Genomic DNA, 25,935 nt, shown 5'->3' with positions numbered 1-25,935 from the left:
GCTGGCGCCAAATCAGCCGAGCGGCTGGGACAGGGCCAGGTTGCCGCTGAGCAGCGCCGCCAGATCGCCCGCGGAAGCATCAGCACCGGCACGCAGCCGGATCGCGAATTCCGCCATCGGAACCGGCGGCAGGCCCAACTCGCGCGGCGCTTCGACAATGCCGGAATGGGCAAAGCGCGGGGTTCGCAAGGTCAGCGCAACGCCGGCATTCACCGCAGTGCGCAGTCCGGCCAGGCTGGCGCTGCCGGCGGCGATGCGGTAGCGGCGGTCGGCAGCATCGAGCGCCGCCAGTGCGGCCTCGCGAAACCCGCAATAGGGATCGAGCAGCGCCAGTGGCAATTCTTCCTGCCGCGAGGCCAGCCCTTTCCCTGAACACAGCCACATCATCGGCTCACGCAGGACGCCGACCTCGTCCGGCGCGGCCGCCTGGCGCATGACAATCGCCAGATCGAGGCTGCCGGCCTGCAGTGCCTGCGCCAGTTCGGCGGAGCGGCCAACCCGCAATTCGATCCTGACGCGCGGATGGCTGGTGGCGAAGGCACGCAAAAGGTCCGGCAGGCCGCTGTCGGCGAAATCCTGTGTCGTGCCGATGGCGACACGCCCGGCAGCCCGCGCGCCCTTCAGCGCCAGCCACGCCTCACGGTGGGCGGCAAGAATGCGCCTGGCGTGGCCGACGAGGTCCTCGCCGGCCGGCGTCAGGCCGCGCCCCCTGCCTTGCGGCGCCAGCAGCGGCTCGCCGACGATCTCCTCCAGCCGCTGCATCTGGGCGGTCACGGCCGAAGGCGAACGGCCGACGCTGATGGCCGCCCGCGCCAGCGAACCGCTGTCGACAAAAGCGAGGAAGGTTTTGAGCAGATCCGGATCGAGCGCTTCCATAGTTCGATAATATCGAATCTTTATTTCAAAACAATTCGATTTTTTTGACTAAATGACAGTGACATGATCTCTCCAACGGCGGTCAGATGCCGCCAGAAACCAAGGAGATGAAAAATGCCCATCATCAATATCAGCGTCACCGGCAAGCCAGATGCCGCTTTGTCCGCCAGCATCGCCAGGGAAATAACCGAGATCACCGCCACGCAATTGCGCAAGGATCCGACGATCACCGCCGTTGCCGTATCCTATATCGATCCGCAGCACTGGTTCGCCGGCGGCAAATCATTGGCCGAGCATGGCACCAACACGTTCTGGCTGGATATCAAGGTGGTCGACGGCACCAACACCAAACTCGAGCTGGAAGCCTATCTCAAGGCTCTCTTCGATGCCTTCGGTCGCCTGCTGGGCGGCGTGCACGAGGAAAGCTATGCCTTCGTGCATGAAGTGCCGGCAGCCGCCTATGGCTATGGCGGCAAGACGCAGGAGTTCCGCTTCATCAGCGGGCGGTTGAAGGCGGCGTAGGGGTCGTTCCTTCTCCCTCCGGAGGGAGAAGGAACACCGTCTCTTCCCACATTGACCTAGCGCCCACTTGCGCTAGGCTCTGCGCCGACGCGGCCGCGTAAGAGCCGCGATGACAAAAATCGTTGGGAGAGAAGCGGCATGATCCTGACACTGGCGCTGCTTGCGGGTCTCGTTCTGGCCTGGCTGCTGATCGGCGTGGTGGAAAAATTCCGCCTCGGCCTGCGTTTCAGCCAGGCGATGCTCTACGTGCCTTTCAAGCTCGCCTACCGGATCAGCGACAACCGCATCAGGATCGCGCGCAAGGCGCAGGCTCCTGTCATCTACGTCATCTCGCACCAGTCGCGCTTCGAACCGGCGCTGATGCTGTCGCTGCTGCCGGATGACACGCTGCACATTCTGGACGAGGTCTCGGCGCGCTCGCCGTGGCTAGAACCCTGGCGTGAGGTTGGCCGCACGATCGCCTTCAATGCCGAACATCTTTTCGTCAGCCGCCGGCTGGTGCGTGTGCTGAAGGGCAAGGGCCGGCTCGCCGTCTATCTGTCGGATTCGGTCGAGCCTGACGTCAAGACGTTTCGGCTGTTTCGCGCCGTCACTCGCATTGCCATGCAGGCCGACGCCCGCATCGTGCCGATCTTTGTCGCCGGCGCACGGAGCCTGCCGGTTTCTCTGACTCCGGCGGCCAAGGCCCCGCGGCACTGGTTTCCGCAGCTCGCGATGAGCGTGCTGGAGCCGATGACCATCGCCGAACTGGTGGCGCGCAATCCGGACCAGGCCTCGAACACCAATACGCTGTTCGACCGCGTCGCAGAGGCCCGGCTTTTCGGCAACGACCTCGACCGCGGCCTGTTCCTGGCCATGCGCGATGCCGCGGCCAGGGTCGGCGCCTCGCATCCGATCATCGAGGACGTCATCTCGGGCGCGCTGAGCTACCGCAAGATGTTCATCGGCGCCCGCGTGCTGGGCAGGCGCTTCGAGGCGGTGACGGCGCCAGGCGAGGCGGTGGGAATAATGCTGCCCAACGCCAATGGCGTCGTGCTGTCATTCGTCGGTCTTCTCTCGGCGGGCCGGGTGGCGGCGATGATCAACTACACCGCCGGGCCGGCGAGCGTCACCGCCGCCGTGCGCACGGCCGTCATCCGCACCGTCATCTCCTCGCGCGCCTTCGTCGAGAAGGCCGATCTTGCCGATATCGTCGCCGCGGTCGAGAAGGGCGGCGCCAGGCTGCTGTGGCTGGAAGATGTTCGGGCCAGCGTCACCGCGCTGGACAAGCTTGCCGCCGCCTTGCTGTGGCGCTTGCCGCTGCAGAGGCAGGATGCGGCCAAGCCGGGCGTCATCCTGTTCACCTCGGGCTCGGAAGGTACGCCGAAGGCGGTTGTCCTGTCACAGAAGAACCTTCTTGCCAATGCCATGCAGGCCGAGGCGCGCATCACCATCTCGCCGGCCGATATTCTGCTCAACGTGCTGCCGGTGTTCCATTCCTTCGGCCTGACGGGCGGCACCATCCTGCCGCTGGTCACCGGCGTAAAACTGTTCCTCTACCCCTCGCCGCTCCACTACAAGATCATCCCCGAGATCGCCCGCAAGGTGAAGCCGACGATCATGTTCGGCACCGACACCTTCCTCGCCAACTATGCGCGCACCGCCAAGGATGGCGACTTCTCCAGCCTGCGCTTCGTCGTCGCCGGCGCCGAGGCGGTGAAGCCGGAAACCCGCCGCGTCTATCGCGAGCGCTTCCAGGCCGAGATCATCGAAGGTTTCGGGCTGACCGAGGCGGCACCCGTGGTCGCGGTCAACACCGCCATCCACGGCCGCGATGGTACGGTCGGCCGGCTGTTGCCGGCCATGCGCATGAAGCTGGAGCCGGTCGAGGGCATCTCGGATGCCGGCCAGTTGTGGCTCGACGGACCCAATCTGATGATGGGCTACATGACCTCGGACCGCCCCGGCGAGCTACAGCCGCTGAGCGGCTGGCATGACACCGGCGACATCGTCGCCGTCGACCGCGAAGGCTTCATCACCATTCGCGGCCGCGCCAAGCGCTTCGCCAAGATCGCCGGCGAGATGGTGTCGCTGGGCGCGGTCGAGATGCTGGTGCAGTCGCTGTGGCCGGAAGAACGCCATGCGGCGGTGGCGGTGCCCGACAAGAGGCGCGGCGAGCGCATCGTGCTGGTCACCACCGCCGACGATGCCAATCCCGACGAGCTGCGCCAGTTCGGCAAGAAAGCCGGGGCCGCCGAACTCATGGTGCCCAACGACATCGTCAAGGTGGAGGAAATCCCGGTGCTGGGCTCCGGCAAGACCGATTATGTCTCGACCAGAAAGCTGGCGATCGACAGGCTGGGGCGGGGCATTGCGGCCTGAGTCAGATCAAGGACTTCGGCGAACCTTCTAACCTATGTCCGAAGGCGGCACCTTCTCGCCTTCGAGCTTGGCGCGCTTGGAATAGGCGCGCACGGAAAACGGCAGGAAGATCAGATAACCCGCGACCGATGCGGTCAGCGTGTACCAGGGATAGGTCATCAGCAAGAGAATGTAGAGCACGACGGCCAGAATGACCGGCAGCACCCTGTCGCCCGGGATCTTGATGCTCTTGCCGGAATAGACCGGTAGCCGGCTGACCAGCAGGAAAGCGACCAGGACGGTGAAACCGGTGGCGACGAAGGCGACCGGCCGGCTTGGCTCCAGCCCGAGCCTCAGGAAAAACAGATAGAGCGGGAGCATCACCAGCACCGCGCCCGCCGGCGCCGGCACGCCGACGAAATATTCCGACTGCCACAGCGGACGCTCGGCCTTCTCGTCGTCGAGCACGTTGAAGCGCGCGAGCCTGAGCCCGCAGGCGATGGCGAACAGAAGGGCGGCGATCCACCCGGGCGAGCCGGCGCGGTCGAGCAGAAAGGCATAAAGCACCAAGGCCGGCGCGACTCCGAAATTGACGATGTCGGCGAGCGAATCCATCTGCGCGCCGAATTTGGAGGTCGCCTTCAGCATCCGCGCCAGGCGGCCGTCGATGCCATCGAGAAAGGCGGCCAGCAGCACCATCACAACCGCCGTCTCGAAGCGGTCCTCGAAGGCAAAACGGATGCCGGACAGGCCGGCGCAGATGGCCAGAACGGTGACCAGATTGGGCAGCACCATGCGCATCGGGATCTCGCGGATGCGCGGACCGCCGCTGGCATGGGCCTCGAACTTCTTGAACGGCGCGCCCAAGGCTCAGGAAATCCTGACCAGCGGGGTGCCGGCGACGCCGCCGAATTCGGCGAGCACGGTTTCACCGCCGACGGCCGTCTGGCCAACGGCGACGCGTGGCGTCGCGGTCAAAGGCAGGAACACGTCGACACGCGAGCCGAAGCGGATCAGGCCGAAACGCTCGCCAGTGCCGATCGAGCCGCCGGCCTCGGCCCAGCAGACGATGCGGCGCGCCACCAGGCCGGCGATCTGGACGGCCGCCACCGTGCCGTTGGGGCTATCGATGACCAGGCCGTTGCGTTCGTTCTCGGTGCTGGCCTTGTCGAGTTCGGCGTTGAGGAATTTTCCCGGCCGATGCTCGATCTTGGCGATGCGGCCGCGCACGGGCGAGCGGTTCACATGGCAGGAAAAGACGTTCATGAACACCGAGATGCGGGTCATCTCGACATTGCCGAGGCCAAGCTCGCGCGGCGGCACGGCCGGCCCTACAGCCGAGATAATGCCATCGGCGGGGCTCACGACCAAGCGGTCATCGACCGGCGTGACGCGTTCGGGATCGCGGAAGAAATAGACGCACCAGGCGGTCAGGATCAGGCCGATCCAGAACAGGACCGAGGAGAAATAGCCAAGGAAAAGTGTGCCCGCGCCAAAGGCCGCGATGAAGGGATAGCCCTCGCGATGGATCGGTACGAACGCGTTCTTGACCGTATCGACAAGGCTCATCGGGCTGGGCCGGGCTCCGTTTCAGGTCGGGCCTCAATAGCTGAAAGCCCCCTTCGCCGCAACGCAACAATCGGCGACGCCGCATTCGTTGCGGCTGGCGGGCGTGACGATGGGCTACAGTACCTGCAAAATGCTGGCGGCGCGGTCAACACCCGCCGGCGCCGATACCGATGACAACGAACAAGCCACCGTGATGCGGTGCCAGCGCCCTATCGGCAACTTTTCCTAAACGAAATAACAAAGCGGCTGTCGGAAAGAAGCCTCCTCGCCCGTCCTTGGTGAGACATCCAAGGCTTCAGCCATGATGACGCGCAACAAGGAGTTCCGTAATGCGGATACAATCGGTCACCCCGGCGCGTCTCGTTAGTGCTGGCCTCGCCTTCGGGGAATCGCCGCGCTGGCATGACGGACGCCTGTGGGTCTGCAACTGGGGCACCGGCGAGATCATAGCGATTGATGCCGACGGCAATCGCGAAATCATACTCACTGTGCCGGCCGTCCTGCCCTATTCCATCGACTGGCTGCCGGATGGGCGGCTGCTGGTCGTCTCAGGCCGGGAAGGCTTGCTGCTGCGACAGGAGGTCGATGGCAGGCTCGTCACCCATGCCGATCTGCGCGGCCTGTCGAAAAGCCCGTGGAACGAGATCGTCGTCGATGGGCGCGGCAACATCTATGTCAATGGCGGCGGGCCGGCGCCGGCTGCCGGTGAGTATTTCGGCCCGGGCACCATCGTGCTGATCATGCCGGACGGCGCGGTCCGGCAAGTGGCTGACAACATCGCCTTTGCCAACGGCATGGCGGTGACGCCGGACAACAAGACGTTGATCCTTGCCGAATCCCATGGCAACCGGCTGACCGCCTTCGATATCGCCGCCGACGGCAGCCTGTCCAACCGGCGCGTGTGGGCCGACCTCGACGGCTATCCCGACGGCATCTGCCTCGATGCCGAAGGCGCGGTCTGGTACGCGGATGTTCCCAACAAGCGCTGCGTACGGGTGCGTGAAGGCGGCGAGGTGCTGCAGACCGTCACCGTCGATCGCGGCTGCTTTGCCTGCATGCTGGGCGGCGCGGACAGGAGGACGCTGTTCATCGTCGCCGCCGAGTGGCGCGGCTTCGAGCACATGGTCAGCGACGCCCGCACCGGCCAGGTGCTGAGCTTGGAGGCGCCGGCACCTGGCGTGGGCTGGCCGGGCTAGAGCCCGGGAATCCGCTGATAGTTGGCGATGTCGGCCCGCACGCCGAGGCGCGCGATCGTCTCCTGCGGACTGAAGGCGATGCGCTCATGCGCGGCCTTGACGATCGGAACGACCTTGTCGACGGCCGCCTGGCTTTCCCATTCGACGATCGTCACCAGGTTGAATTCGCCTGGCCCCGAAAATTGCTCGAGCAGGAAATCCTGCACGAACCCCTGCTGCTGGCGCAGCAATTCATGCGTCGTCTTGACCTTGACGAGGATCTCCTCGCGGGCGGCGGCCGGGACGACGAACTTGTCCACCCTGAACACGCTGCCGCCGTTAACGTTCTGATTCATGCCGTTCATTTCGATTGTTCCGTTCCTGGATGATGGCGTTTTCGGGCTCCAGGAACGGCGTACAATCTCAACTTAAGTCGAGGTCAAGCGAAAAAATCAATTGACCTCCGACGTCCGCCGGCGAACGACAACACCGAGCTCGTCGCCCTCGCGGGCAAGGCGCAGGCGCTCCTCGGCTTCCGTCGCCTCGCGCTGGCGGTCCCACATCGAGGCATAGAGGCCGTGCTTGCGCATCAGCTCGACATGGGTGCCGCGTTCGGCGATCTGGCCGTCCTTGAGCACGATGATCTCATCGGCGGAAATCACCGTCGACAGGCGGTGGGCAATGACAATGGTGGTGCGGCCCTTGCTGACGAGATCGAGCGCGGCCTGGATCTCCTGCTCGGTGTGGCTGTCCAACGCCGAAGTCGCTTCGTCGAGCATCAGGATCGGCGGCGCCTTCAGGATGGTGCGGGCGATCGCCACGCGCTGCTTTTCGCCGCCGGAAAGCTTCAGCCCGCGTTCGCCGACCATCGATTTGTAGCCGTCTGGCAGCTTTTCGATGAACGGCCCGATCTGGGCGAGTTCGGCGGCCTTGCGCACTTCCTCCTCGCTCGCGCCGACGCGGCCGTAGCGGATGTTGTAGGCGATGGTGTCGTTGAACAGCACCGTGTCCTGCGGCACCATGCCGAGCACCGCGCGCAGGCTGTCCTGGGTGACATCCCGGATGTCCTGGCCGTCGATCAGCACCTGGCCGGCCTGCACGTCGTAGAAACGGAACAGCAGTCGCGAGATGGTCGACTTGCCGGCGCCCGAAGGCCCGACAATGGCGACCGTCTTGCCGGCCGGCACCTCGAAGGAAACACCCTTCAGGATCTTGCGGTTCGGATCATAGGAAAAATGCACGTCGCGGAACTCGACCTTGCCCGCGCCGACGGTGAGCGGCTTGGCGTCCGGCTTGTCGACGATCTCCTGCGGCACGTCGAGCAGGTCGAACATGTGCTCGATATCGGTAAGGCCCTGGCGAATTTCACGGTAGATGAAGCCGATGAAGTTGAGCGGCACGGAAAGCTGCACCAGCATGGCGTTGATGAAGACGAAATCGCCGACGGTTTGCGTATGGGCCTGCACCTCCAGCGCCGACATGCACATGACGACGACCGTGCCGAGGCCGAAGATGACGCCCTGGCCAAAATTCAGCCAGCCGAGCGAGGTCCAGGTCTTGGTGGCGGCGACCTCGTAGCGCGCCATCGAACGGTCGAAGCGGTCGGCTTCCATGCGCTCATTGGTGAAGTACTTGACCGTCTCGAAATTGAGCAGAGAGTCGATCGCCTTGGTGTTGGCGTCGGTGTCGCTGTCATTCATGTCGCGGCGAATCGAGATGCGCCAGTCGCTGGCCTTGACCGTGAACCAGACGTAGAGCCAGACGGTGATTGCCACGACGGCCACATATTTCCAGCCATAGGTGAAACCGAATATGCCTGCGGTCAGCGCGAATTCGAGGATGGTCGGCGCGGTGTTGAGCATGATGAAGCGCACGATCGTCTCGATGCCCTTGGTGCCGCGCTCGATGATGCGCGACAGACCGCCGGTGCGGCGCTCCAGATGGAAGCGAAGCGACAGCTGGTGCATGTGAACGAAGGTGCGGAACGCAAGCTGGCGCACCGCATGCTGGCCGACGCGGGCAAACAGCGCGTCGCGCAACTGGTTGAAGCCAAGCTGAACCAGCCTCAGCACATTGTAGGCGACGACCAGCATCACCGGGGCAAGCATGAAAGATGGCAGCGGCGGCGGCGTCTTGAAGCCGCCCGCCAGCGCATCGGTTGCCCATTTGAAGAAATAGGGACCGGCGACCAGCGTTAGCTTGGCGACGACCAGCAGCAGCGTCGCCCAAGTCACGCGCGCCCTGAGATCGGCGCGCTCGGCTGGCCACATATAGGGCCACAAATTGCGCAATGTCGTCAGCGTTGAGGTGTCGGCGGAGACGGTTTTTTCGACCACTTTTCTTGCCTTTTGGGTGAGAGGGTCAGCGGCCGGAGCAGCAGGAATTGACGAGGGCGTTCAACGATGCCGATACATCGGCAAGGGCTGCGCGATCAACGGCATAGCGCGAGCGCTGACGGTCGGGCTCGAAGCGGACCAGACCGGCCTCGACCAGAATTTTCAGATGCTGGGACACGGTGGACTGCGCCAGATCGAAACGGTCGACGACCTCGCGGCAGCAGCAGGAATTGCTGGCCGAGAGATGTTTCAGTATCTCGATCCGGGCCGGATGCGACAACGCCGAAAATCGCGCCGCGACGGCGTGGCTATCCGAGCCGCGGTTGGGTAGAGCGCCGGCAGCGCGGTCTGTTTCAAGGGCGGATTCGGTCATCGTTCATCGGCGATAAACGATGGACGGCACCGCCGCAAGCTACTCTTCCGGGCAGATCGGACGGCAGCTAATGCTCCGGGAGGGATTTCTCGATCCCTGGAATAGCGGCAATCTGTTCAACCAGAAACTCAACCAGCAAGCGGACCCTTGCGACGCCTGCGCGCTCCGGGACGATCAACATGTTCAACGGAACGGACGGCAGCGAATAATCCGCCAGTATCGTCTCGAGCAAGCCCGCAGCCAGAAGATCGTCCACAAGCCATCGATGCGCCGGCGCGATCCCCCGAGCGGCGATCATGGCCTGCCGCGCGGCAAGTCCATGATCGATCCGCAGCCGCCCGGCGAAAGGCACCGTGTGGCGTTCGACGCCGGCGCCTTGCAAAACAAGCGTTTCGCTGCCCGCCACGTTCGACATCCGGATGCCCTCATGGCGGGACAGATCCGAAGGGACGGTCGGTCTTCCCCGCGCCGCCAGATAGTCAGGAGAGGCCACGAGCAGACGCCGCGACTGGCCGAGGGTCCTCAGCTTCAACGAACTGTCCGTGAGCGGCCCCAGCCGAAGTGCGATATCGACACCCTCGCGGACGAGGTCCACCCGTTCATCGGTGAGGCTGAGGTCCACTCCGATGTCGGGATGACGGTCCTGAAAAGCGAAGATCAGGCGGCTGACGTGCAAGACACCGAAAGCCGCCGTACAGCTTATCCGGATCGTGCCGGCGGGCGCGCCGCGCGTGCCCCGGGCCTCATCGCTGGCCTGTTCGACGAGGCGCAGGATCTGAGCGCTATTGGCATAATAGCGGCTGCCTTCGGCGGTCATCGTGACCCGCCGGGTCGTTCGGCTGAGCAAAGGCACGCCGACCGCTTCTTCGAGCTCCCGAACGTGCCGCGTGATCGTTGACTGCCCGACACCAAGCTCCCGCGCGACGGCCGACAGGCTGCCACGCTCGGCGACGCGAACGAAGCTGCGCATGCGCTCGAATGTAATGTCTGATTTATCCATTATTCGGCACAATGTTATGCATTACCTGCATATAGTGGATCATATCACCGTTGGCTACGTTTGCGTCAGTTTCCTCAATACCGGATCTGACCCATGAAAGTTCTGCTTGTCTTCGCCCATCCTGAATCACGCTCGCTGAGCGGCGCCCTTCGTGATGTCGCTATCAGGGAACTCGAGGCTCAAGGGCATGAGGTTCGCGTATCGGACCTGTACGCCGAAGGCTGGAAATCCGAAATCGATCGCGCCGACTTCCCGTCGCTGGAACCCGATGCGCGGCTCATCCCGGTCGTGGCTTCCAAGAAGGGTTTCGAGGCCAACACGCTAACCGCAGATGTAAAGGCGGAGATCGAGAAGCTGCTGTGGGCCGACACCTTGATCCTGCAGTTCCCGCTCTGGTGGTTCGCCATGCCGGCAATCCTCAAGGGTTGGGTCGACCGTGTGTTCGCCTATGGATTCGCCTATGGCGTTGGTGAGCATAGCGATCGGCGCTGGGGCGATCGCTATGGCGAGGGCACCCTTGTCGGGAAACGCGCCATGTTGATCGTGACCGCAGGAGGCTGGGAGGAGCACTACACGCCACGCGGGATCAACGGCCCCATCGACGATCTGCTGTTCCCGATCAATCACGGGATCCTCTACTACCCCGGATACGACGTACTTCCGCCGTTCGTCGTCTACCAGGTCGATCGTCTCGACGAGACCGGCTTCGAACCCGTGGCTGAACGGCTGCGTGAGAGGATGCGGACGCTGGCGACGACGGCGCCCATCCCATACCGTCGGCAAAATGGCGGAGATTATCTCATTCCGAGCATGAATCTCCGCCCTGAACTGGGCGATCCCGGGGCAAACGGTTTCGCGCTTCACTCCAACCAAGCAGGCGATGTCAGCTGATCGATGCGGGCTCCTACTGCTTCTTAGTCGGCGCCGTCGTCGCCTGCTCGCCCATTGCCTTGAGGTCGGCGGCTTCGCCTTCCTTGGACTTTTCCGGGACCTTGAACACCTGGCCGGGCCAGATGTGGTCGGGATCCCTGATCTGGTCCTGGTTGGCGAGATAGATGGTGGAATAGCGCACGCCGTGGCCGTAGACGCGTCGCGAAATCCGCCACAGCGTGTCGTTGCGGCGGATAATCACGGCGCCGTCGGCATGTTCGAGCTTGGGCGCTACGGCCTCCGGCACGTCGCTTGGCGGCGTGGTGGCAGCGACAACGGCCGGAGCCTCCGCAGCGGGCGCTGCCGGTGCGGCAGGTGCTTCGGCGGCTGCCGGTGCGGCTGGCTTGGTCTCAGCTGGCTTGGCATCCGCCGGCTTGGTCCCGGCAGGCGCCACGGCGGCAACCGCTTCGCCCGGCTCGCGCTCGAACGGCACCGCGGCGCGGGCCACGACCTTTACGCCGTCGGCATCGAGGCCGTCGACATGGATGGTGTAGCTGCCGACTGGAATGTCGCGCGTCGCTTCGATGAGGAAATGACCGTCCGGCGATGTCAGCGCGTCACCGAGCAGGATGTCGTTGGCATAGGCGCGCACCTTGCGGCCCGGATCGGCGAGACCGGCGACGAAGATCTTGTTGCCGTCGATCTCGACCGCCTCGACGACGATCTTGGGTCCGGCCACGGCGGCGGGCGGTGTCGCCGGCGCGGCGGGCGCCGGAGCGGCAGTTGCGGGCGCTTGAGCGGCCGGAGCTGGCGCCGGTGCAGCCGGAGCGGCAGCCTGGTCGCCGGTGGCAGGTGCTGCCGGTTTGGTCTCGGGCGCGGGAACCGTCAGCAGTTCGGCCGGCTTGCCCGGCTCCTCGACCATGGCCAGCACCTGGCCGGCGGCATTCTTGGGAACCGAAACGACAGCGGTCTGCACCGAGACGGTTACGACCGTGCCGACGGTCGAATGCAGGGTAATCGTATAGTCGCCAGGCTTCAGCGGATCGTCGAGCACGATGACAAAGGCGCCATCGGGACCCGCCATAGTCGAGCCAAGCACCGTCGTGCCGCTCAGGATCTCGACCTTTGAATTGGGCGCTGCATTGCCGGCAATGACGATCGAGCCATTGCCCTCGACGCGCACGACATCGAAAGTCGGCGCGGTCGGGCCGGCCGCTGCGGGTGCGGCCGGTGCAGGCGCTGCCGGAGCTGTAGCCTCTGTCGCGGGCGCGGCTGCAGCAGTCGCCTGAGGCGCCGCGGCGGGAGCGGCCGGCACAGCCGGCGCCGGCAGTCGCCCTTCCGTGCCGGTATCAGCCGGTTTCGGCGCCTCGGGCGGCGTCGAGGCCGCGACCTTCGCCGGCGGCGTTGGATGAAGATACGGGTCGAGTGCGCCCGATATGTAGGCAGTTCCCGCGGCCGCGACGGTCCCACCCGCCGCGAACAGGAACGCCTTCAATGGATTAATTGCCATATTTCCCTACCCCTTAGCCACCTAATGCCGGTCTAGCGTGTTTTGCCAATGCCGACAAGAAAAACGGGCAGTCAAGAAAAAGCTCGGCTTGTCAACCCTTAGGGCTTGACCACGCTTTCAGACCCAATCACCAATCATCAGCATGAACACGATTCGATCCGTCTGCGTCTATTGCGGCTCGTCTCCGGGCCGCAATGAAATCTATGCCAAGGCCGGGCACCTGCTTGGACGCTCGATTGCCAAAGCGGGCCTGCGGCTGATCTATGGCGGCGGCACCAAAGGCATTATGGGCGCCGTCGCAGAAGGCGCGCTCAAGGCCGGCGGCAAGGTGACCGGCATCATTCCCCGCTTCCTGATCAACAGAGAAGCAACCGAAACCGCGCTCGACCGGCTCGACGAGTTGCTGGTCACCGACAACATGCACGAGCGCAAGCATAAGATGTTCGAGAAATCCGACGCCTTTGTGGCGCTGCCTGGCGGCATCGGCACAGTCGAGGAAATCGTCGAGATCATGACCTGGGCGCAACTCGGCCATCACCGCAAGCCGATCGTCTTCGCCAATGTCAACGGATTCTGGGATCCGATGACGGCGTTGCTTGAACACATGACGGCAGAGGGCTTCATCCACACCGCGCAACGGGTCAAACCGCTGGTCGTCAACGATCCGGAGGCCATCGTCGCCGCCATCATGGTGGCAGGCTCCTCCGTCGACGCCCCGACCGAGGGTGTGCAGTCGGTGATAGACAAGATGTAGGGAATGGGCAGTGGGGAATAGGGCCTGCCTACTGCCTACTGCCTACTGCCTACTGCCTACTGCCTTCCGCAAATCCCCAATCACCGGGCGCTCATCCTGCCGGCGCCAGGCGAGGTAAATCGCCACGCTGCGCTTGAACCAGGGAAGGTCGCGGAAGACTATTCCCGGCGGCGCGGCGCTTCGCAGGCTTTCCTGCACCGTCGCCAGGCCCAGTCCGGCGCTGACCAGGCCGAGCGAGGTCAAGGGATCGGCGGTCTCATAGGCGATGTCGGGCACGAAGCCGGCCTCGATGCAAGCGGCCAGGAACTGGCCGCGGTTGGTGTCGGCGGGCTGGCGCACCACCGTGATCCACGGGCGTCCGTCGAGATGATGCGGGCCGATGTCGGCGACATCCGTAAGCGCATCGCCCTCGGGTATCGCCAGCACCAGCGGCTCGCGGCGGATCAGCATCGAGTCAATTTCAGGATAGTCGGCCGGCGGCGGTGAATAGACCAGGCCGAGATCGAGCGTGCGCTGGCGCAGCCCTTCCAGTTGCGCGGCAGAGCGCAGGCTCATCAGGCTGAGATGCAATTGCGGCCGCTCGCGGCGGAATTGCCTGAGCATGTCGGCGACCAGCCCGGCATGCACTGCGCCCTCGACATAGCCGATGGCGAGACGGCCGACCGCGCCGCTGGCAAGGCTGCGGCCGAACTCCTCCACGCGCCGCGCATTGGCAATCAGAGCGCGGGCCTCGGCGAGGAAGGCTCGGCCCTCGGCGTTGAGATGAACCCGCTGCTTTGCCCGTTCGAACAGAGTGACGCCCAGTTGCTCCTCGAGCTGCATGATCCGCCGGCTGAGTGGCGATTGCGAGATGTGCAGGATCTCGGCGGCGCGACCGACATTGCCGGTTTCGGCGACGGTGATGAAGTAGCGGAGCTGGCGCAGGTCGAACACTTTTTCTCCGACGATTTAGTCCTTTCAGGTCTGAACTCTATCCTAATCAGTCTTGGACAGTCTGACCAGCCGCAGGGATAGTCGGCCACCCAACCAAAGGAGACCCACATGCAGTTCTTCGCCCTTCTCACCCGCAACACCGCAAAGTTCAGTGACGCTGACTTTGCACCGCTTCTGCCCGGCGAAGCCGAACAGCGCCGCACGCTCTACGCCGAAGGGGCCGTGCGCCAGGTCTGGAACCGTGGCGACATCCCCGGCGGCGGCATGATGTTCGAGGCGGCCGACGACACCGAAGTGCGCGGCTACCTCGCCACCTTGCCGCTGATCAAGGCCGGCATGATGGACGTCACCGCGATCGTGCCCCTCAACCCCTATCCCGGGTTTGGGCCGAAGCGCTGAGTTACCCCCAATCGCAATGCGGTGGCGGTGAAGGTGCCGCCACCGCGCTTCCCTGCTCGACACACTGTGATCGACTGTCAAGAAACTGTCACACGAAACCGGCTTCCCGCATGCTAAGACCTTGCAGTGAGCCGGTTGCGCGGTTCGTTGCTTGGACCATCTGGAGAAGCGACAGTGAACATCGCCCTCCCCACCGAAGGCACCGACCTTTCGCCCTATTTGCCCGATGAGCACGGGCTGTTCTTCATCTACCATTTCACCGCTGAAGGCGTGCGCACCAAGGATCCCGCGCAAGCCCACTGGACCTGGCGCAGCTACCAGATCACCGACCTCCACGCGCGCCAGAAGATCGGCGCCGAGCAGGCCCTGCCGGCCCCGGCGCGTGACGCATTCCTCGCCCCCAGCCATGGCTGCCACATCGATTATGAGGATGGTTGGCTCTATGGCGATCTGCCGGACCTCAAGCACGATTTCTCGGAGGCGCGCGGGCTCGTCCATTTCCGCTTCGCTTTCAACGACACGATGCTGATCGGCGCCCGCAAACAGCCGCTGGAGTCGGTCGACGCCATCCGCAAGGCGGTGGAGAATGGATCGCGGAAATTCCGCTCGCCGTCGGACCTGATCGAGGCGGTCATGGGCCAGTCGCTCGATGGCATGTCGGGTGAACTCGGCAAGCTTGGCGATGCGCTTGACGGCATAGAGGACCGCGTCGTGCGCGATGCATGGCACAATGAACGCCAGGCGCTGGTCGAGGCGCGCCGGCAACTGGTGGTGATCCACCGGCAGATGGCGACGCTCACCAACCTGTTCCGGCATCTCGACCATTCGCATCGCGACGAGCTGCCTGATCTGATCAAAGATATGGCGGCCAAACTCTCGCACCGGGCACTCACCCTCTATAATGACGGCGAGCAGTTGCAGGCACGCACGAGGTTGTTGCAGGACGAACTGATGGCGAAACTGACCATGCAGTCGAACCAGCTTCTCTACGTTCTCTCCGTCATGACGGCGGTGCTGTTGCCGATGACCATCATCTCGGGCCTGTTCGGCATGAATGTCGGCGGTTTGCCCCTGGTTGACACGCCGATGGGTTTCTGGGTGGTGACCGCGGTCTCGCTGCTGATCGCCGGCGTGACCTATCTCTTCGTCAGGCGGCTCGGACAGATGTAGCCGCCGCCCGTCGCGCGGTGACCAGCATCGACCAGGAATACATCGCCAGCGCCGTCCAGATCAGGGCAAAGGCTATGGCTTGTGCCGTGCCGAACGGCTCGTCGAAGATCAGAACCGCGATCAGGAAAACCATGGTCGGCGCGATGTATTGCATGATGCCGATGGTGGAGAGGCGCAAAAGCTTGGCGCCGAACGCAAACAAAAGCAGCGGCACCGACGTGACCGGACCGCAGCCGATCAGCAGCGCCGTGTCGGTGCCGGTGCTCGACACGATGTGGTCCTGGCCGGTCGCGATCAGGTAGACGATGTAGCCAAGAGCCGGCACGGACAGCAAAAGCACTTCAAGCAGAAAGCCCTGGCTTGGGCCGATCGGCAGCGTCTTGCGGAAGAAGCCGTAGGCGGCGAAGGAAAAGGCCAGCGCCAGCGACACCCAGGGCAGCTTGCCGCCCTCGATTGTCAGCACCGTGACGGCAACCGTCGCCAACGCGACCGCCGCGATCTGCAACCGGTCGAGCTTTTCGCCCAGCAGCACGGCTCCGACCACGACCACCACCAGCGGGTTGATGTAATAGCCAAGCGCGGTCTCGACGGTGCGATCGACGGCGATCGCCCAGACATAGATGCCCCAGTTGACCGAGATCAGCGCCGCCGTCAGCGCCGCCATGGCGATGGTGCGAGGCGAACGAATGGCCGCCTTGAAGTCCGCCGTGCGGCCGGCCCAGACCAGGACCGCCGCGGCGATCGGCACGGACCAGACGATGCGGTGGGCGATCACCTCGGCAAGAGGCAGATGCGCCACCCCTTTCATGTAGAAAGGCAGCACACCCCACAAGAGATAGGCGCCCAGCGCCAGCAGGAAGCCGCGACGGGCCTTTGACTCTGCGTCCAGGGCAATTGCTTCAGTGACCATGGCCCAACCCTATGGCCCAGTAACCTTGGCAAGACCATCACAAAGTTCTGATGGATCAATGGACTTCCGCTGATGGTTCAACCTTATTCGGCAGCAACAAGTCCGGCCATCTCGCGGTTCTTCATCAGCTTGTAGATGATCGAATCCATCAGCGCCTGGAAAGAGGCGTCGATGATGTTTTCGGAAACCCCGACGGTCCACCAGCGCGCGCCGGTGCCATCATGCGATTCGATCAGGACACGGGTGATGGCCTCGGTGCCGCCATTGAGGATACGCACCTTGAAGTCGGCGAGTTCGAGGTCGACGATCTCGCTCTGATATTTGCCGAGATCCTTGCGCAGCGCGATGTCGAGCGCGTTGACCGGACCATGGCCTTCCGCCACCGACATCTTCTCCTCGCCGTCGACCTCGACCTTCACGATCGCCTCGGAGACCGTCTTCAGCTGGCCATTGGCGTCGAAGCGGCGCTCGACCATGCAGCGGAATGAGGTGACATTGAAGAACTCCGGCAGGCCGTGCAGCATCTTGCGCGCCAGGAGCTCGAAGGATGCGTCGGCGCCCTCATAGGCGTAGCCCTCGGCCTCACGCTCCTTGACGACTGATATCAGCGCGTCGAGCCGGTGATCGTCCCTGGGCACCTCGATGCCGCGCCGCTTCAGCTCGGCGAGGAAATTGGCCTTGCCGCCCTGGTCGGAGACCATGACGCGGCGGCGGTTGCCGACGGATTCGGGCGGCACATGCTCATAGGTCGCCGGTTCTTTGGCCAGGGCGGAGGCATGGATGCCGGCCTTGGTGGCGAAAGCCGAGGCGCCGACATAGGGCGCCTGGGCTTCCGGCGCGCGGTTCAGCAATTCATCGAATGCACGCGACAGACGCGAAATCCCGGTCAGCGCTTCGGCCGAAATGCCTGATACAAAGCGATCCGCGAAGGCCGGCTTCAGCGCCAGCGTCGGCACGATCGAGATCAGATTGGCGTTGCCGCAGCGCTCGCCTATGCCATTCAGCGTGCCCTGGATCTGGCGCACACCGGCCTCGACCGCGGCCAGCGAATTGGCGACCGCCTGGCCCGTGTCGTCATGGGCGTGGATGCCCAGATGATCACCGGGAATGCCTGATGCGATGACCTTGGCGACGATGGTACGCACTTCCGAAGGCTGCGTGCCGCCATTGGTGTCGCACAACACCACCCAGCGTGCGCCGGCATCGTAGGCCGTCCTGGCGCAGGCCAGCGCATAGTCCGGATTGGCCTTGAAGCCGTCGAAGAAGTGCTCGCAATCGACCATCGCCTCCTTGCCCGAAGCCACAGCGGTTTCGACCGAAGTCTTGATCGACTCCAAATTCTCCTCGTTGGTGCAGCCGAGCGCTACGCGGACATGATAGTCCCAGCTCTTGGCGACGAAGCAGATGGCGTCGGATTTCGATTGCACAAGCGCTGCAAGGCCGGGGTCGTTGGATGCCGACACCCCTGCCCGCTTGGTCATGCCGAAGGCAACGAATTTGGCGCTTGCCGTGCGTTTCTGCTGAAAGAACGCCGTGTCGGTCGGATTGGCGCCAGGATAGCCGCCCTCGACATAGTCCATGCCGAAATCGTCGAGCAGTTTTGCAATCGCGATCTTGTCCTCGACGGAAAAGTCGATGCCCGGCGTCTGCTGGCCATCGCGCAATGTGGTGTCGAAGAGATAGAGACGCTCGCGGGTCATGGTCATTTGCCTGCAAATTTGTCCGTCGCGCGGATCAGCCGATCGAGGATGCCAGGCTCCGAATAGGCATGGCCGGCGCCCTCGATCAGGTGGAAGTCGGCCTTCGGCCAGACCTTGTGCAGCGCCCAGGCATAACGCGCCGGACACGGCATGTCGTAACGGCCATGGACGATGGTGCCGGGGATATCCTTGAGCTTCCAGGCATCGCGCAGCAGCTGCCCCTCGTCGAGCCAGCCGGCATGGACGAAATAATGGTTCTCGATGCGGGCGAAGGCGATGGCATAGTCGTCCTCGCCAAACTTGTCGCTGGTTTCCGGCTCGGGCAGCAGCGTGATGGTTTCGCCTTCCCACAGGCTCCACGCGCGGGCTGCTTCCAGCTGCGCCTTGCGGTCCGAGCCGACCAGCCGCTTGCGGTAGGCGGCCATCATGTCGCCGCGCTCAGCCTCGGGGATCGGCGCCACGAAACGCTCCCACTTGTCGGGAAACATCTCGGAGACGCCGAACTGATAGTACCATTCGAGCTCGGCGCGGGTCAGCGTGTAAATGCCGCGCACCACGAGTTCGCTGACACGATCGGGATGCGTCTCGGCATAGGCGAGCGCCAGCGTCGAGCCCCAGGAGCCGCCGAACACCAGCCATGTGTCGAAGCCGGCCATTTCGCGCAGTCGCTCGATGTCGGCGACGAGATGCCATGTGGTGTTGGCCTCCAGCGAGGCGTTCGGCGTCGACTTTCCGCAGCCGCGCTGATCGAACAGGATGACGTCGTAGAGTTTTGGGTCGAACAGCCGCCGGTGTTTGGGCGAGATGGTGCCGCCAGGTCCGCCATGCAGGAACACGGCCGGTTTGGCGCCCTTGGTGCCGGAACGCTCCCAATAGACCTCATGGCCATCGCCGACATCGAGCATGCCGCTGTCGAACGGTTCGATCTCCGGGTAGAGGGTGCGCAAGCTCATAGTTTCAGGCCCTGTTGCGGCCAGTTGGCCGTTTCGTGATCGGGATGCTGGAAGGAGATGATCTGCTCCTGCCTTGCGTAAAAGTCGGGATCGTCATGAACCGGCGCCTCGAAGATTTTTTCCACCCAGGGCAGCCGGGACGCGTAATTGACCTGAATTTGCGGCGCCAGGTCCGAGCGGTCGTCGAAGGCGCCGATGGCGATCTCCAGCCCGCCGGGCTGGCGGTAGGTCAGCGGCGTGCCGCAACGGGCGCAGAAGCCGCGATCGATGTTGACCGAAGACTGGAAATAGCTCGGTTCCTCATGGGTCCATTCGATACCGTCCCTGGGCGCCGTCACCAGCGCGCCGAAGAACGAGCCGAACTGTTTCTGGCACATGCGGCAATGGCAGATGGACGGGCGCCCAAGCGCCCCCTTGACGCGGAAGCGCACGGCGCCGCACTGGCAACCGCCGGTTCGGACAGTCTCGGTCATGGTCTTTCCTCCGGCGGCCATTGGTCGGTGTCGTGATCGGGATGCTGATAGGACACAAGCTCGGCGAGATAGGGAGCCGAACCCATGTCCGCCATCGTATCCTCGCCCGGCAGTTGCGGGATCGAATCCACATAAGGCAGTTTTGCCTCGGTGCCCCACTGGATGGTCGGCGCGATGTCAGCCGGATCGTCGAAGGCGGCGATCGCCAGCGCCATGCCGTCGGGCGCCTCGAAGGTCAGCGGCGTGCCGCATTCGGCGCAGAAGCCGCGCCAGGCAGCATTGGAGGAACGAAAGCGCTTGGGCTCGCCGCGCGTCCAGTCAACCCTGGCGCCGCGCACCGAGACCAACGGCAGGTAGAAATTGCCGCTCGCCTTCTGGCACATGCGGCAGTGGCAGATCGAGGCGTCGCCAAGCGTGCCTTCGACGCGGAAGCGCACCGCGCCGCATTGGCAGCCGCCTGTGTAGACCGGCCGGTTGTCAAGGCTCATGGCTCACTCCGGCTCATGGCAGACGGCCTCGACATTGTTGCCGTCGGGGTCGAAGACGAAGGCGCCATAATAGTTCGGATGATAGTGCGGGCGCAGGCCCGGCGCGCCATTGTCCTTGCCGCCGGCTGCCAGGGCCGCGGCATGGAAGGCATCGACCTCGGCGCGACTGCGCGCGGTGAAGGCAACGTGTTGATGGGCCTTTTGACCACCCTTGCCTTCCTGCAGCCAGAACACGGGCCGATCACGGCCATAGCCACCGACCTTGGCACCGCCGGTGTATTCCAGCGGCACCATATAGAGCAGCGAAGCGCCAAGCGGCGCCATCGCCTTGTCGAAGAAAGCCTTCGAAGCCTCGAAGTCGGCAACATCGATGCCGAGATGGTCGATCATGGAAATGCCTCCCTTGCTGGCTCACGTGCTGGCACTTCGGCACCGGCCAAACCGGCCTCGATCACGATGTGCTGGCAGACATTGTCGATATCGCGAATGACGTCGTCGTTCCAGAAACGCAGGATGGTCCAGCCGCTGGCCTTCAGATAGACGCTTCGCGCCTCGTCGTACTGGAGATGTTCCGCGTCAGCATGCTGGCTGCCATCGACCTCGACAATGAGGCGATGAGCCGAACACGCAAAGTCCACGATATAGGGCCCAATCGGCACTTGCCGCCGAAAGCTCATCTCCATCAGCCGGTGAGCACGTAACTCGTTCCAGAGTTTCAACTCTGCATCGGTCATGACGCGACGCATGGATTTGGCGTTTCTTCGCTGACGGGATGGAACGAGGTCGTGCCCCATCAAACACTCCTTCGCCGGCAACTAGCGAAATCGGCCACGAGGGCTGATCTCCCCCCTTGCGGGGGAGATGCCCGGCAGGGCAGAGGGGGGTGCTGTCCCGCCGGCCTGTCAGCTTGCGACCGCTGCCTTCTCAAGAAGTGATTGGAATAAGGGGGGACAAACGGAAACCTTGGCGTTCCTTCACACCCCCCTCTGTCCTGCCGGACATCTCCCCCGCAAGGGGGGAGATCGGCTGTCACCGGCGCCTCCGCCAAACTTGCAAAGGTGCTTGGCGCTACCCTCACCGCTTGACCTCCCAAGTCGTCACACGTTCGCCGGTGGCCGGATCCTTGCCGTCCTTCAACTGTACACCCTGCGCCAAAAGCTCGTCGCGGATGCGGTCGGCTTCGGCCCAGTTCTTGGCGGCGATGAGAGCGAGGCGATTGGCGATTGCCTTGGCAATCTTGTCCTCGTCGACCTTTGCCGAGGCGACATCGAAGCCGAGGAACAGCAGTGACGCCTTCAGAGCGGCGGCGGCTTCGTTGCCTTCCGCGGCCTCGCTGGCCAACTGCGTCAGCACCTGGAAGGCGGCATAGGTGGCGAGATCGTCCGACAAGGCACTGATGACCTCCACCGGCAACTGCCCGGCCGCAGGCGCCAGATCCGCGGCGCGTTTCCATTTGCGTAGCGTGTTCTCCGCCTCCTCCAGCTTGCGCACGGAGAAGTCGATCGGCTCGCGGTAGTGCGTCATCAGCATCGCCAGCCGCAGCACCTCGCCCGACCAGCTGCGGCCGCCGAAGGTCTCCGTCTCCAGCAGTTCGTGGATCGAGTAGAAATTGCCGAGGCTCTTCGACATCTTCTGCCCCTCGACCTGCAGGAAGCCGTTGTGCATCCAGACATTGGCCATGACTGACGTGCCGTGGGCGCAGCGCGACTGGGCGATTTCGTTCTCATGATGCGGGAAGATGAGATCGAGGCCGCCGCCATGGATGTCGAACACCTCGCCGAGATAAGCCGCCGACATCGCCGAGCATTCGATGTGCCAGCCGGGCCGACCCCTGCCCCATGGGCTCTGCCAGCCCGGCTCTTCCGGTGAGGACAGCTTCCACAGCACGAAATCGCCGGGGTTCTTCTTGTGCGCATCGACGGCGACGCGGGCGCCGGCCTGCTGTTCGTCGAGATTGCGCTTCGACAGTTGGCCGTAGTCCGGCATCGACGCCGTGTCGAACAGAACTTCACCTGCCGCGACATAGGCATGGCCGCGTTTGATCAGGCTTTGAATCAAGGTGATCATGTCGGCCTTGCCATCGGCGCGGGGCTCGACGAATTCGGTGGCGCGCGGTTCGACCGTTGGCTCCAGGCAGCCAAGCGTGGCGACATCCCTGTGGAACTGGTCGGCGGTCTTTTCGGTCACCCGCCGGATGGCTTCGTTGAGCGACAGCTTTCCGGCCGATATCTCGCTGCCGAAATCGCGCAGTGCACGCGCGTTGATCTTGTCGTCGACGTCGGTGATGTTGCGCACATAGGTGACATGCGCCTCGCCATAGAGATAGCGCAGCAGGCGAAACAGCACGTCGAAGACGATGACCGGCCTGGCATTGCCGATATGGGCGAAGTCGTAGACGGTCGGGCCGCAGACATACATGCGCACGTTGAGCGCATCGATCGGAACGAAATTCTCTTTCGTTCGCGTCAGCGTGTTGTAGAGGCGCAGGCCCTGCGATGCGTCGGACATTCCATGCCTTCCCGGTTCAGAACTTTTTATCTGGATGGAGCCAGTCCCGCGCCGAGGCGCAAATCAGACTCCAGCCTGCTGGCCGGGGCGTTTGTCCAATCTGGGGAAAGATGAGGCGAAAACGTCCGGACCAGCGCGAGGCTAGCCAATAATGCAAATGCCACAAATGGCGAAAGACGTTTTCATGGGCGGCTTTATCGCCTTGGTCAGTGTTGCCGTCAAGCCGCTGCTTCCAAGAAAAACGCCGTAAAGATTGGCAAACGCGTCGCCCGATCACGCGGAATCAGGCAGTGAAACATTTTATTAAACATGTCGGCACAGTCATGAAACATTCGCCGGCTAGATCACCAAACGTCACGATTTGGTCGGATTCAACGGTCAAACGCGAACACGAAAACGTTACCTGGGAAGAGAAACATGCCTCGAAGCAAGCAGGAAGCCAACCGCGCCAAGCAACCGGCGCTGGCCAGCCACTATCGCGCCATCGGCCCGGCCGCGATCGTCGCCGCCCTTCTTCATACCGCGAAGAAAAAGAAGCCGGCGCCGAAGATCGTATCACCCCGCGCTGCCTGAAGGAGTGTGCGGCCGGCGCCAAAGGCGCCGGGCATGAGGCGCTCACATACGCCTCGAAATAGCGGTATCCCTTAGAACAACGTCATCTGACTGTCGTCCGCGCCAGGCTTCTGGCGCCTGGTCTTCTCGGGCTCCGGCCCGACCTCGCCCCTCTGCTGAATCTCCGGGCCGGTGTTGGCGACCTTGTTGACGAGGTCGGAGACAGGGATAGCCTCGAAGAAATCGGGCTGCGCCGGCCGCAGCAGGTCGGCAACATCGCGCGGCTCCAACGTGCGGCAATCCAGCCAGCGGGCGAAATCCCCGGGATCGATCACCACCGGCATCCGGTCGTGGATATGAGCGATGTCGGCATTGGCATTGACCGTCAGGATGGCGCCGGTGTCCATTTCCGAGCCCCCAGGCTCGGCATAGGTCTCGATCAGGCCGGCAAAGGCGACCAGGCCGCCATGCCTGGGCCGGATCCAGTAGGGTTGCCCCTTCTTGCCCCCGCTCTGCCGCCATTCGTAGAAGCCAGACGCCGGCACCAGCGCGCGGCGATGACGCATGGCGGCCTTGAACGAGGCCTTTTCGATTGCGCCTTCCGAGCGCGCGTTGAACAGCAGCGGAAACTCCCTTGTGTCCTTGACCCAGGTGGGAATGAGGCCCCAGCGCACCAGCATCGGTTGCCGATCCGGCAAATTGGAGCCCGGTGCACGCGGCGCGCCGGCGGTCGCCATCAGCACGGGTTGCGTCGGCGCGATGTTGTAGCGCGCCGGGAAATCCTCCAGCTCGGCCAGGCCGAGAAAGGCGGCGGTGTGATTCGGTGTGGCGGCCAAGGCAAAACGTCCGCACATGATCGATTGCTCCTGCCTTCGAATGGTTCCAGAAAGTGGCGATGGAACAGCCGCACTGCAACCGCTAAAGCTGTCCGGCGCTGACCCGTCCACAGCGGGCTGCGGCGGTCGAACGGTTGGGAAGCCATGAGCGATACACGAAAGATACTGCCGGCGGTCTCGGTAGCCGTGGTGCGTGGCGACACCGTGCTCTTGGTCAAGCGGGCGCGGCAACCTTCGCAGGGTCTCTATGCCTTTCCCGGCGGCAAGGCCGAGGCCGGCGAGACGCTGGAGGATGCCGCCAAGCGCGAGTTGCACGAAGAGACCGGTTTGCGTGCCACCGGTTTTCGCCCGCTTCGGGTAATTCATATCGACGGCAGGGACGATTCTCACCCGGTCGATTACCGCCTCACGGTCTTCGGCGCCGCCTATGCCGGCGGCGAGGCCGTGGCGAGCGACGATGCCGAGACAGCAGCCTTCTACACACTCCGCGAGATGGCGGCGCTGCCGCTTGCCGGCTCGGTGTTCGCGGTGGCGGAAGATCTGCTTGGCCGACTTGCTGGTTCCCCCTGAAAGCCGCTGAATTCCCCAACCGCCGGGCCGGAAACGCCTTGCAGGCGACAAATTGTTTGGTCACATAGACTTATGAGCCGTGCTCGTTTTCTTGTCGCTTTATGCCTTGCCGTCAGTACGGCCGTGGCCGTGCGGCCGGCGTTCAGCGTCGAGTCGCCGTTCGAGCCGGGGCTGATGCGGTTGGCGGAGGTGCTGGGGTCGCTGCATTTCCTGCGCAATCTGTGCGGCGAGAAGGGCGACCAGTGGCGTGGCGAAATGGAAAAACTGCTCGAATCGGAAAATCCGGATCCGGAGCGTCGCGCCCGCTTCATCGCCAGCTTCAATCGCGGCTATCGTTCCTTCGGCGGCACCTATACGCAGTGCACCGCTTCAGCCACGGAAGCCATCAGCCGTTACATGAAGGAAGGCGAGACGCTGTCGCGCGATATCGCCTCGCGCTATGGCAATTAGGCGTCCATCAACAGATATCCGAGCCGTCGCCGGTCCTATCAGACAAATCTGGCTTGTAGCGGTCTGTGTCTTGGTGCAATCCTGATGTTGCACTTCTGCAACAGCGTTAATCAAACGTTACCGCAAGAATGCGAAATTAACTCAAACTGAAGGTTTTCACCCCGCAGGCAGGCCTAATCGGCTAAGTTTGATCCGGGTTGAAACGCAGCTTCGCCAAACACAGCCGTCTGCTGTAAAGACGATCAAAAAAATGTCGTATTTACAGATACTTACTTAGGGCTGCGTGTAAACGGAACAGATCAAGCCTGATCCGCACTGATGGATCGCAGCTTGAAAGGGTGGACATCGCTATGGAACATGGTGTCAACGACATCGATGCGCTGGTCAGGGAAGAAAAACGCCTGACGGCGGTGGAAAGCCACAGCGAAGCCTGGGCCGAGGGCCTTTCGGCCGGCATCGAGCCCGAGATCATTGCCGAGGCGGCGCTTGAGACCGCGTTCGGTGAAATGCTGCGCGCCAACGGCGAGACATCGGCCCTTGCCCTGCTCGACCGCATGCGTGAAAAGGTGATTGCTGGCGCCTTCGAACCCGAGCGGCTGCGGCACTGAACCGACATCCGGTTCTTTGACGATCGAGTGCCGTTTGGGCATCATGCCCGGGAGCCAAGG

29 protein-coding genes are annotated in these 25,935 nt (G+C 63.5%); 11 read left to right on the top strand and 18 right to left on the bottom strand.

Annotation, left to right across the window (positions count from 1 at the left end):
• Window positions 1-12: 12 nt before the first annotated feature.
• Window positions 13-876 carry a LysR substrate-binding domain-containing protein gene (locus tag ACLGL5_RS19150; RefSeq protein ID WP_069091793.1) on the bottom strand — a complete coding sequence of 288 codons (864 nt, stop codon included), beginning with the start codon at window positions 874-876 and terminating at the stop codon, window positions 13-15.
• Window positions 877-990: 114 nt separating this feature from the next.
• On the opposite strand from ACLGL5_RS19150, the gene ACLGL5_RS19145 reads away from it, so the two are divergent.
• Window positions 991-1,398, top strand: a complete 408-nt coding sequence (locus tag ACLGL5_RS19145; RefSeq protein ID WP_019857248.1) for a tautomerase family protein — start codon at window positions 991-993, stop codon at window positions 1,396-1,398.
• 138 nt (window positions 1,399-1,536) lie between these two features.
• Window positions 1,537-3,759, top strand: a complete 2,223-nt coding sequence (locus ACLGL5_RS19140) for an AMP-binding protein (protein ID WP_069091792.1) — start codon at window positions 1,537-1,539, stop codon at window positions 3,757-3,759.
• 27 nt (window positions 3,760-3,786) lie between these two features.
• Here the strand turns inward: ACLGL5_RS19140 and ACLGL5_RS19135 are convergent, their stop codons facing one another.
• Both ACLGL5_RS19135 and ACLGL5_RS19130 read right to left on the bottom strand, forming a co-directional pair.
• Complete coding sequence (locus ACLGL5_RS19135) at window positions 3,787-4,605, bottom strand: CDP-alcohol phosphatidyltransferase family protein (RefSeq protein ID WP_019857246.1); 819 nt, start codon at window positions 4,603-4,605, stop codon at window positions 3,787-3,789.
• Window positions 4,606-4,608: 3 nt separating this feature from the next.
• Window positions 4,609-5,307 (bottom strand): phosphatidylserine decarboxylase, encoded by a 699-nt coding sequence (locus tag ACLGL5_RS19130; RefSeq protein WP_038645692.1) that lies wholly within the window; start codon window positions 5,305-5,307, stop codon window positions 4,609-4,611.
• A 329-nt stretch (window positions 5,308-5,636) separates the two neighbouring features.
• Here ACLGL5_RS19130 and ACLGL5_RS19125 point away from each other — a divergent pair, with 329 nt between their 5' ends.
• Complete coding sequence (locus ACLGL5_RS19125) at window positions 5,637-6,503, top strand: SMP-30/gluconolactonase/LRE family protein (RefSeq protein WP_069091791.1); 867 nt, start codon at window positions 5,637-5,639, stop codon at window positions 6,501-6,503.
• Here the strand turns inward: ACLGL5_RS19125 and ACLGL5_RS19120 are convergent.
• The 4 genes from ACLGL5_RS19120 to ACLGL5_RS19105 all read right to left on the bottom strand — a co-directional run bounded on the left by ACLGL5_RS19120 (window position 6,500) and on the right by ACLGL5_RS19105 (window position 10,191).
• Window positions 6,500-6,847 (bottom strand): antibiotic biosynthesis monooxygenase family protein, encoded by a 348-nt coding sequence (locus ACLGL5_RS19120; protein ID WP_019857242.1) that lies wholly within the window; start codon window positions 6,845-6,847, stop codon window positions 6,500-6,502. The two genes, ACLGL5_RS19125 and ACLGL5_RS19120, sit on opposite strands and share 4 nt — an antisense overlap.
• A gap of 87 nt (window positions 6,848-6,934) precedes the next feature.
• The gene (locus tag ACLGL5_RS19115) at window positions 6,935-8,818 is read right to left on the bottom strand and encodes an ABCB family ABC transporter ATP-binding protein/permease (protein ID WP_019857240.1); all 1,884 of its coding nucleotides are present in this window, start codon (window positions 8,816-8,818) and stop codon (window positions 6,935-6,937) included.
• A 25-nt stretch (window positions 8,819-8,843) separates the two neighbouring features.
• On the bottom strand, window positions 8,844-9,191 hold the full coding sequence (locus ACLGL5_RS19110) for an ArsR/SmtB family transcription factor (RefSeq protein ID WP_069091790.1): 348 nt from the start codon (window positions 9,189-9,191) through the stop codon (window positions 8,844-8,846).
• 67 nt (window positions 9,192-9,258) lie between these two features.
• Window positions 9,259-10,191, bottom strand: a complete 933-nt coding sequence (locus tag ACLGL5_RS19105; RefSeq protein ID WP_069091789.1) for a LysR family transcriptional regulator — start codon at window positions 10,189-10,191, stop codon at window positions 9,259-9,261.
• 93 nt (window positions 10,192-10,284) lie between these two features.
• Here ACLGL5_RS19105 and ACLGL5_RS19100 point away from each other — a divergent pair, with 93 nt between their 5' ends.
• Window positions 10,285-11,082, top strand: a complete 798-nt coding sequence (locus ACLGL5_RS19100) for an NAD(P)H-dependent oxidoreductase (protein ID WP_038645681.1) — start codon at window positions 10,285-10,287, stop codon at window positions 11,080-11,082.
• Between the two features lie 13 nt (window positions 11,083-11,095).
• Here the strand turns inward: ACLGL5_RS19100 and ACLGL5_RS19095 are convergent, their stop codons facing one another.
• Entirely contained in the window at window positions 11,096-12,571 is a 1,476-nt protein-coding gene (locus ACLGL5_RS19095) for a LysM peptidoglycan-binding domain-containing protein (protein WP_069091788.1), read from the bottom strand.
• A 142-nt stretch (window positions 12,572-12,713) separates the two neighbouring features.
• Between ACLGL5_RS19095 and ACLGL5_RS19090 the strand changes: the two genes are divergently transcribed.
• Window positions 12,714-13,325: an LOG family protein gene (locus ACLGL5_RS19090; RefSeq protein ID WP_069091787.1), complete on the top strand. Its 612-nt coding sequence runs from the start codon at window positions 12,714-12,716 to the stop codon at window positions 13,323-13,325.
• Between the two features lie 42 nt (window positions 13,326-13,367).
• On the opposite strand, the gene ACLGL5_RS19085 is transcribed toward ACLGL5_RS19090, so the two are convergent.
• The gene (locus tag ACLGL5_RS19085; RefSeq protein WP_069091786.1) at window positions 13,368-14,258 is read right to left on the bottom strand and encodes a LysR substrate-binding domain-containing protein; all 891 of its coding nucleotides are present in this window, start codon (window positions 14,256-14,258) and stop codon (window positions 13,368-13,370) included.
• A 108-nt stretch (window positions 14,259-14,366) separates the two neighbouring features.
• Here ACLGL5_RS19085 and ACLGL5_RS19080 point away from each other — a divergent pair, with 108 nt between their 5' ends.
• Together ACLGL5_RS19080 and ACLGL5_RS19075 are read left to right on the top strand one after the other, a co-directional pair.
• Window positions 14,367-14,657, top strand: coding sequence for a muconolactone Delta-isomerase family protein (locus ACLGL5_RS19080; protein WP_069091785.1), 291 nt, complete (start codon window positions 14,367-14,369; stop codon window positions 14,655-14,657).
• 174 nt (window positions 14,658-14,831) lie between these two features.
• A complete protein-coding gene (locus ACLGL5_RS19075; protein WP_494372742.1) occupies window positions 14,832-15,827 on the top strand; it encodes a transporter in 996 nt (331 codons plus the stop codon).
• Here the strand turns inward: ACLGL5_RS19075 and rarD are convergent.
• The 8 genes from rarD to cysS all read right to left on the bottom strand — a co-directional run bounded on the left by rarD (window position 15,805) and on the right by cysS (window position 22,859).
• A complete protein-coding gene (gene rarD, locus ACLGL5_RS19070) occupies window positions 15,805-16,737 on the bottom strand; it encodes an EamA family transporter RarD (RefSeq protein ID WP_069091783.1) in 933 nt (310 codons plus the stop codon). The two genes, ACLGL5_RS19075 and rarD, sit on opposite strands and share 23 nt — an antisense overlap.
• An 83-nt stretch (window positions 16,738-16,820) precedes the next feature.
• A complete protein-coding gene (gene cimA / locus ACLGL5_RS19065) occupies window positions 16,821-18,443 on the bottom strand; it encodes a citramalate synthase (RefSeq protein WP_171903275.1) in 1,623 nt (540 codons plus the stop codon).
• Window positions 18,440-19,390, bottom strand: a complete 951-nt coding sequence (gene pip / locus ACLGL5_RS19060) for a prolyl aminopeptidase (protein WP_019857228.1) — start codon at window positions 19,388-19,390, stop codon at window positions 18,440-18,442. Before pip ends, cimA begins: the two co-directional genes overlap by 4 nt.
• The gene (locus ACLGL5_RS19055) at window positions 19,387-19,863 is read right to left on the bottom strand and encodes a GFA family protein (protein ID WP_027046669.1); all 477 of its coding nucleotides are present in this window, start codon (window positions 19,861-19,863) and stop codon (window positions 19,387-19,389) included. Before ACLGL5_RS19055 ends, pip begins: the two co-directional genes overlap by 4 nt.
• Window positions 19,860-20,351 (bottom strand): GFA family protein, encoded by a 492-nt coding sequence (locus ACLGL5_RS19050; RefSeq protein WP_019857226.1) that lies wholly within the window; start codon window positions 20,349-20,351, stop codon window positions 19,860-19,862. The genes ACLGL5_RS19055 and ACLGL5_RS19050 overlap by 4 nt, the downstream gene beginning before the upstream one ends.
• A 3-nt stretch (window positions 20,352-20,354) precedes the next feature.
• Window positions 20,355-20,741, bottom strand: a complete 387-nt coding sequence (locus ACLGL5_RS19045) for a VOC family protein (protein WP_038645668.1) — start codon at window positions 20,739-20,741, stop codon at window positions 20,355-20,357.
• On the bottom strand, window positions 20,738-21,145 hold the full coding sequence (locus tag ACLGL5_RS19040) for an endonuclease domain-containing protein (protein ID WP_038645666.1): 408 nt from the start codon (window positions 21,143-21,145) through the stop codon (window positions 20,738-20,740). Before ACLGL5_RS19040 ends, ACLGL5_RS19045 begins: the two co-directional genes overlap by 4 nt.
• 280 nt (window positions 21,146-21,425) lie before the next feature.
• Window positions 21,426-22,859, bottom strand: a complete 1,434-nt coding sequence (gene cysS / locus ACLGL5_RS19035; protein WP_069091781.1) for a cysteine--tRNA ligase — start codon at window positions 22,857-22,859, stop codon at window positions 21,426-21,428.
• A gap of 417 nt (window positions 22,860-23,276) precedes the next feature.
• Between cysS and ACLGL5_RS19030 the strand changes: the two genes are divergently transcribed.
• Window positions 23,277-23,432, top strand: a complete 156-nt coding sequence (locus ACLGL5_RS19030; RefSeq protein ID WP_019857222.1) for a hypothetical protein — start codon at window positions 23,277-23,279, stop codon at window positions 23,430-23,432.
• A gap of 71 nt (window positions 23,433-23,503) precedes the next feature.
• Here the strand turns inward: ACLGL5_RS19030 and ACLGL5_RS19025 are convergent, their stop codons facing one another.
• On the bottom strand, window positions 23,504-24,265 hold the full coding sequence (locus ACLGL5_RS19025; RefSeq protein WP_069091780.1) for an SOS response-associated peptidase: 762 nt from the start codon (window positions 24,263-24,265) through the stop codon (window positions 23,504-23,506).
• 126 nt (window positions 24,266-24,391) lie between these two features.
• Between ACLGL5_RS19025 and ACLGL5_RS19020 the strand changes: the two genes are divergently transcribed.
• From ACLGL5_RS19020 to ACLGL5_RS19010, 3 genes are all read left to right on the top strand, one after another.
• Window positions 24,392-24,817, top strand: coding sequence for an NUDIX hydrolase (locus ACLGL5_RS19020; protein WP_019857220.1), 426 nt, complete (start codon window positions 24,392-24,394; stop codon window positions 24,815-24,817).
• A gap of 72 nt (window positions 24,818-24,889) precedes the next feature.
• Window positions 24,890-25,267, top strand: a complete 378-nt coding sequence (locus ACLGL5_RS19015; RefSeq protein ID WP_019857219.1) for a TIGR02301 family protein — start codon at window positions 24,890-24,892, stop codon at window positions 25,265-25,267.
• Between the two features lie 350 nt (window positions 25,268-25,617).
• A complete protein-coding gene (locus tag ACLGL5_RS19010) occupies window positions 25,618-25,875 on the top strand; it encodes a hypothetical protein (RefSeq protein ID WP_008874920.1) in 258 nt (85 codons plus the stop codon).
• Window positions 25,876-25,935 lie beyond the last annotated feature (60 nt).

This window comes from Mesorhizobium sp. U510, from assembly GCF_059180695.1.
Note: the sequence above shows the minus strand (reverse complement) of the source record. Positions and strands in the feature narration are given on the sequence as shown.

Excerpts from the sequence above, each read along its gene's own strand:
- ACLGL5_RS19140 (WP_069091792.1), top strand. The coding sequence starts at position 1,537 with ATGATCCTGACACTGGCGCTGCTTGCGGGTCTCGTTCTGGCCTGGCTG.
- pip (WP_019857228.1), bottom strand. The coding sequence starts at position 19,390 with ATGAGCTTGCGCACCCTCTACCCGGAGATCGAACCGTTCGACAGCGGC.
- ACLGL5_RS19145 (WP_019857248.1), top strand. The coding sequence starts at position 991 with ATGCCCATCATCAATATCAGCGTCACCGGCAAGCCAGATGCCGCTTTG.
- ACLGL5_RS19130 (WP_038645692.1), bottom strand. The coding sequence starts at position 5,307 with ATGAGCCTTGTCGATACGGTCAAGAACGCGTTCGTACCGATCCATCGC.
- ACLGL5_RS19050 (WP_019857226.1), bottom strand. The coding sequence starts at position 20,351 with ATGAGCCTTGACAACCGGCCGGTCTACACAGGCGGCTGCCAATGCGGC.
- ACLGL5_RS19125 (WP_069091791.1), top strand. The coding sequence starts at position 5,637 with ATGCGGATACAATCGGTCACCCCGGCGCGTCTCGTTAGTGCTGGCCTC.
- ACLGL5_RS19095 (WP_069091788.1), bottom strand. The coding sequence starts at position 12,571 with ATGGCAATTAATCCATTGAAGGCGTTCCTGTTCGCGGCGGGTGGGACC.
- cysS (WP_069091781.1), bottom strand. The coding sequence starts at position 22,859 with ATGTCCGACGCATCGCAGGGCCTGCGCCTCTACAACACGCTGACGCGA.
- ACLGL5_RS19110 (WP_069091790.1), bottom strand. The coding sequence starts at position 9,191 with ATGACCGAATCCGCCCTTGAAACAGACCGCGCTGCCGGCGCTCTACCC.
- ACLGL5_RS19010 (WP_008874920.1), top strand. The coding sequence starts at position 25,618 with ATGGAACATGGTGTCAACGACATCGATGCGCTGGTCAGGGAAGAAAAA.
- cimA (WP_171903275.1), bottom strand. The coding sequence starts at position 18,443 with ATGACCATGACCCGCGAGCGTCTCTATCTCTTCGACACCACATTGCGC.
- ACLGL5_RS19020 (WP_019857220.1), top strand. The coding sequence starts at position 24,392 with ATGAGCGATACACGAAAGATACTGCCGGCGGTCTCGGTAGCCGTGGTG.
- ACLGL5_RS19120 (WP_019857242.1), bottom strand. The coding sequence starts at position 6,847 with ATGAACGGCATGAATCAGAACGTTAACGGCGGCAGCGTGTTCAGGGTG.
- ACLGL5_RS19040 (WP_038645666.1), bottom strand. The coding sequence starts at position 21,145 with ATGGGGCACGACCTCGTTCCATCCCGTCAGCGAAGAAACGCCAAATCC.
- ACLGL5_RS19080 (WP_069091785.1), top strand. The coding sequence starts at position 14,367 with ATGCAGTTCTTCGCCCTTCTCACCCGCAACACCGCAAAGTTCAGTGAC.
- ACLGL5_RS19150 (WP_069091793.1), bottom strand. The coding sequence starts at position 876 with ATGGAAGCGCTCGATCCGGATCTGCTCAAAACCTTCCTCGCTTTTGTC.
- ACLGL5_RS19055 (WP_027046669.1), bottom strand. The coding sequence starts at position 19,863 with ATGACCGAGACTGTCCGAACCGGCGGTTGCCAGTGCGGCGCCGTGCGC.
- ACLGL5_RS19045 (WP_038645668.1), bottom strand. The coding sequence starts at position 20,741 with ATGATCGACCATCTCGGCATCGATGTTGCCGACTTCGAGGCTTCGAAG.
- ACLGL5_RS19030 (WP_019857222.1), top strand. The coding sequence starts at position 23,277 with ATGCCTCGAAGCAAGCAGGAAGCCAACCGCGCCAAGCAACCGGCGCTG.
- rarD (WP_069091783.1), bottom strand. The coding sequence starts at position 16,737 with ATGGTCACTGAAGCAATTGCCCTGGACGCAGAGTCAAAGGCCCGTCGC.
- ACLGL5_RS19090 (WP_069091787.1), top strand. The coding sequence starts at position 12,714 with ATGAACACGATTCGATCCGTCTGCGTCTATTGCGGCTCGTCTCCGGGC.
- ACLGL5_RS19015 (WP_019857219.1), top strand. The coding sequence starts at position 24,890 with ATGAGCCGTGCTCGTTTTCTTGTCGCTTTATGCCTTGCCGTCAGTACG.
- ACLGL5_RS19025 (WP_069091780.1), bottom strand. The coding sequence starts at position 24,265 with ATGTGCGGACGTTTTGCCTTGGCCGCCACACCGAATCACACCGCCGCC.
- ACLGL5_RS19100 (WP_038645681.1), top strand. The coding sequence starts at position 10,285 with ATGAAAGTTCTGCTTGTCTTCGCCCATCCTGAATCACGCTCGCTGAGC.
- ACLGL5_RS19105 (WP_069091789.1), bottom strand. The coding sequence starts at position 10,191 with ATGGATAAATCAGACATTACATTCGAGCGCATGCGCAGCTTCGTTCGC.